We start from the raw sequence: 5,545 nt of genomic DNA on the forward strand, positions 1-5,545 counted from the left end.
GCAGGCGCTGCGCCGCGGCGCGCTGTGGGACGAGGTCAAGGACAGGCTCGATCAGCCGGGCACGATCGAATCCAAGGATGCGCTGACCGCGGACGACAAAGGTCGGTGTGCCGGCGGCGCCCGTCGCCTGGTAGTCGGCCGCACATGCGGCATCCCGCTCGATGAAGCATTCGCTGAAGGGCACGCCCTCGGCCTGCAGCCAGCGCCGGGCGGCCACACAGTAAGGGCAGGTCTCGGACGAGAGCATGCGGATATCGCCAGGACGCGCGCGCTCCGCGAGCCAGCGGCCGTCACGGGCCGACCGAAGCTCCCGCCACGCCGATGAAGCCAACGCCGCCACGGCGACCGCCCAGGCCAAGGCCAGCGACACCGACGCCAACACCCTGGACGCGACCCAGACATCGGATGCCGCCGCGACCGCCATCAAGGCCAAGATCGCCGCGATCAACGCGGACCCCAACACTTCCAGCGTGGCCAAGGACCTGGCCGCCAAGGCCTCGGTCGCGGTCGACGACGCGCAGGCCTACATCAAGACGGCCGGCCAGCAGGTGGACAACGCCCACAAGTCGCTGGCCGAGGCCCAGGCCCAGTACGACTTGGCCACGGCCGGCGTCGAGCAGATGGTGGGTCTCAAGACCACCGCCAACACGGCCGAGATCGCCTCTGCCGACATCAAGGCCGAGGGCGCCGCCAAGGCCGCCGAGGACTCGCGGGATCAGGCCATCTCCCACGCGATGAACGCCATGGCCACCGCCAAGGCGGCCATGGCCATCGCCGACACGGCCTTGAACAAGATGGAGGCCTTCGCGGCCGGCAAATCCTATTTCAGCCAGATCGACGCCGCGCACACGGCCGCCACCGATGCCCTGGCGACCATCACCGGCATCGTCGCCAACCCGACGGCCACGGCCGGCGCGGACATCGCCAGCGCCATCGACACGGTGGTAACGGTGCTGGGCACGGCGTTGGACGCCACGAACCAGGAAGCCCGCCTGACCCTGGGCGGCAGGATCGAGACCGGCGATACCTATGCCGTCACCGTCAACGGCACCCCCGTCACCTACAACGTGCCCGGCGGTGTCGGTACCACGGCCGGTGCCCGCGACGCCCTGGTCGCGGCGATCAACGCCAACGGTACCGTCAGCGGCGCAGTGACGGCCTCGGCCGGCTTCGCGGACGGCGAGATCGTCCTGACCGCGAAGACGGTCGGCGGGACCTTCACGGTATCGGCCAGCGCCGCCAACCACGGAGCGACCGCCGACAACACCGTCACAGTGGTTTCCACCGGTCTCGACAGCGCGCTTGCGGCTCTCAGGGATGGCCTGGACTTCGCCTCCGACGTGGCGAACACAGTCCAGGGCGCCGTCACCGCGGCCACCAACGCCGCCTCGACGGCCCGCCAGGACGCCACGGACCTGCTTCCCGCCAATTACAACGCCGCGCAGGACGCCTCGGTGACGGCGGCGAACGCCCTGGCTGCCGATGCCGTGGCGGAGGCGCAGACGGCCGCCGACGCGGCCGCCACCGCCCAGGCCCAGGCCTTCGTCTCCACCCAAGCCCTAGCCCAGGCGACCAGCGCCGCCGCCAGCTTCGAGCAGTACCTGACCAAGGCCACCCAGGAAGCCGCCCTGTCCACCGCCCGGGACGCCGCCAACGCCGTGCCCAACGCGGTCAACGACGCCGCCTCGGTCAACGAGGACGCGACGATCGCCGTCTCGCCGCTGGCCAACGACCTGCGGGCCGACGGCAATGCCCTGGCCGGCGCCTCCATCACCTCGGTCGGCGCGGCGGCCCACGGCACGGTGAAGATCCTGCCGCAGATCGACACCCTGATCCTCTCCGGCGCCGTCGAGGCCGGCGACAAGTACACCGTTACCGTGAACGGCAAGGCAGTGACTTACACCGTGACCGGCGGCGAGGCCAATCTGGCCGCCGTCACCACCGCCTTCCTGAACGCCATCAAGGCCGACCTCACGGTCAGCTCGGTCGTTACCGCCACGCCTGGTTCCGGTACCGGCCAGATTGTCCTGACCGCCGCCAAGGCCGGCGTGCCCTTCAACGCCGCCTCCTCCCACGTCGACAACGGCGGCAACGCCAGTGGCCTGACGCTCGACCATACCCAGGTCAACGGCCAGATCCTCTACACGCCGACCGCCAACTACAACGGCACGGATTCCTTCACCTACACGGTGTCCAACAACGCCAACCCGCCCAGTTTCGGCACCGCCACCGTCAACCTGACCGTCGCCTCCGTCAACGACGGCCCGGTCGCCAAGGCCGATTACGCGACGACGGCCGGCGATACCGCCAAGGCGACCTTCAGCCTGCTGGGCAACGACACGGACGTGGACGGCGACACGCTGGCCTTCACCTCCGTGGCGGGAACGAACGTGACGACCGTGGGGCAGGTCATCACCCTGGCCTCCGGCGCCACCCTGAAGATCGAGACGGGCGGCTCCGTCACCTTCGATCCGAACGGCAAGTATGGTCATCTCCGGGCCGGCCAGACGGCGCAAGAAAGCTTCATCTACGTGGTCAACGACGGCCACGGCGGCACCAGCACCGCCACGGCGGTGGTCACCGTCACCGGCACCAACGCGATGCCGGCCGCCGTCGCGGCCACCGGGTCGGGTAACGAGGACACGCCGATCACCGGCACGCTGTCGGCCACCGACGCCGATGCCGGCGACAGCCTCATCTTCTCGCTGGCGGCGGGTGGCGCGCCCACCCATGGCGAGGTCACCATCAACGCCAACGGCACCTATAGCTACACGCCGACCGCCAACTACAGCGGCGCCGACAGCTTCACCTACCGCATCCAGGACGCCTCGGGAGCCTCCAGCACGGCCAAGGTCAACCTGACCGTGGCGGCGGTCAACGACGCCCCCGTCGCCGTCGCGGACAGCGGCACGGTGGCGGCCGGCGGCAATGTGACCCTGCGTGTGCTGGCGAACGATTCCGACATCGAGGGCGACACGCTGACCCTGGCCAGCGTCGCCGAGGGCACCTACGGTACGGCGGTCAAGTCCGGGTTCACCGTCGTCTACACGGCGGACAAGAGTCCCGCCCTGGCCCTGGCGGAAGGCGCCACGGCCACGGATACTTTCACCTACACGGCATCGGACGGCCAGGGGGGAACCACGACCCAGACGGTGACCGTCACGGTCACCGGCGCCAACCACGCCCCCATCCTCGCCAACGACACCGCCAGCACCACCGAGGACGCCCAGGTGGTCCTTTCGCCGCTGGTCAATGACGTGGACCCGGACGGCGACACGCTGACCTACGTGACGGTCAACCAGGGCAGCAAGGGCACCGTGACGTCGGGCGCGAACGGAACCCTCGTCTACAAGCCGAACCTCGCCGCCGTCAACCACCTGAACGCCGGCGAGACCCTGACCGACACCATCCAGTACTCGGTCAGCGACGGCAACACGGGCCACATCGGCTCGGCCGTCGTCACGGTGACCATCGACGGCGCCAACGATGCGCCAGTTGCGGTCGGCGACAGCGCCAGCGCCAATGTTCTCCAGGTTCTTTCCGTCGACAAGGCCCACGGCGTCCTGGCCAACGATACCGACCCGGACCGGGACGATACCTTCTCGGTCACCAGCTACACCGCCACCACCACCAAGGGCGCCACCGTCGTCGTCAATGCCGACGGCAGCTTCAGCTACGACCCGACGGCATCGGCCACGCTACGCGCCGTGCCGCTGGGAACGGCGGCCACCGACAGCTTCACCTACACCGTCACCGACGCCCACGGCGCGACCGCAACCGCCACCGTGCAGGTCGGCGTGCTGGGATCCGCTGGACTGACGCTCACCGGCGCGGCGGGAACGGATCATCTGGTCGGCACCGCGTCCGAGGATACCCTCGGCGGCGGCGCCGGCAACGATACCCTCTACGGCATGGAGGCCAACGACCTGCTGGACGGTGGTCCCGGCGACGACGTCATCCTGGGCCACGGCGGCATCGACACCCTCACCTTCCAGGACGCAACGGGCGGCGTGACGGTCGACCTGTCGGTGACCACCGCCCAAAGCGTCGGCGGCGGCATGGGCGTCGACACGATCTTCGACATCGAGAACGCCACCGGCACCGCGTTCGGCGACACCCTGACCGGCAATACGGGCGACAACCTGCTGCGGGGCATGGAGGGGGATGACGTCCTGAACGGCGGGCAAGGCAAAGATGCCCTGGAAGGTGGCGCCGGCAACGATATCCTGCTGGGCGGGGCCGGCGACGACACATTGTTCGGCGGGGCCGGCGACGACGTCCTGCATTTCGGCGACGGCGACTTCGCCCACGGCGGGACCGGCACCGACCGGCTGGTCTTCGACCAGGCGGCCAGCGGTCTCGCCCTGGTCGACGCCTCGCCCTACTACTCGGGCATCGAGATCGTCGACATGGGCGACCGGTCCGGCAGCCTCAGTGTCACGGCGGAGGCGGTCGCCGCCCTCTCGGACACGGATAGCCTGCTGGTCCGGGGCGGAGCCAGCGATACCGTCGAAGCCACGGACGCCGGCTGGACCCTCGCGGGGACCGAGACCATCGACGCCGAGCAATACCGCGTCTTCACCAAGGACGGCGCCACCCTGAAGGTCGATGCGGATATCGGCCTGACGGGCCTGTCCGCCGACCTGACCCTGACCGGCACGGCGGGCGACGACACCCTGTCGGGGGGGCCGGGTGACGACATTCTGTATGGCGGAGTCGCGATCCAGGCCCTCGACCTGAATGGCGACGATGGCCGGGCGCTGATCAACGACGGCGGAACCCTCAATTTTCCCGAGGTCACCCTCGCCGCCTGGGTCAATTTCGATACCGTCCGCTATTCCAACATCGTCGCCCGCACCGCGTCGAGCCAGATGAGCGCCGAAGGCGTGATCGGCGACAACCTGGGCGTCCATCTGGCGCTGCTTGCGGACGGACGGCTCGAGGCCTATGCCTGGGATGGAGGACAAAAACGGGCTGACGGCTTGACGACGGTCGAGGCCGATACCTGGTATCACGTGGCCCTCACCGTCGGCGGAGGGCAGCTCAAGCTGTTCGTCGACGGCGTCGAGGAGGCCAGCACCGCGATCGGCGCCCTCGACTACCAGGCCATGAACATGTTCGCGGTCGGCAGCGCCCGCCAGGCCAACTTCAACATCGGCTGGCTGGACGGCCAGGTGAGCGATGTCGCGGTATGGAACCGGGCGCTCTCGGCCGGTGAGATCGGTACGGTCATCGGCACCGGCCCGGACGCTTCCGATACCGGCCTGAAGGGCTTCTGGACCTTCGGGGAGGAGGCCAACCCCGGAGCCGCCGAAGTGGGCCCCGACGCGATCCTGGGTGGCGGGGCGGCCCTGGCCGAGATGTTCTCACCCGCATCCTCGGGCAACGACGTCCTGATTGGCGGCGCCGGCAACGACCTCCTGGACGGCGGCGACGGGACGGACCTGGTTTCCTACGCGAATGCCACGGCGGCCGTGACGGTCGACCTGGCCCAGGGAACCGCCAGTGGCGGGGCCGGAACCGATAGCCTGTCGAACATCGAGGA

General features: G+C 69.4%; 2 protein-coding genes. One reads left to right on the forward strand and one right to left on the reverse strand.

The genetic code is table 11. From position 1 onward, the window contains the following. Positions 1-247, reverse strand: a 247-nt coding sequence (locus H7841_17625; protein MEO5338681.1) for a glutaredoxin family protein, incomplete at its 3' end; no start/stop codon positions are given. Here H7841_17625 and H7841_17630 point away from each other — a divergent pair. Next, the coding region (locus H7841_17630) for an Ig-like domain-containing protein (protein MEO5338682.1) at positions 246-5,545 on the forward strand (5,300 nt) is incomplete at its 3' end. The two genes, H7841_17625 and H7841_17630, sit on opposite strands and share 2 nt — an antisense overlap.

Source organism: Magnetospirillum sp. WYHS-4, from assembly GCA_039908345.1.
Classification (GTDB): domain Bacteria; phylum Pseudomonadota; class Alphaproteobacteria; order Rhodospirillales; family GLO-3; genus JAMOBD01.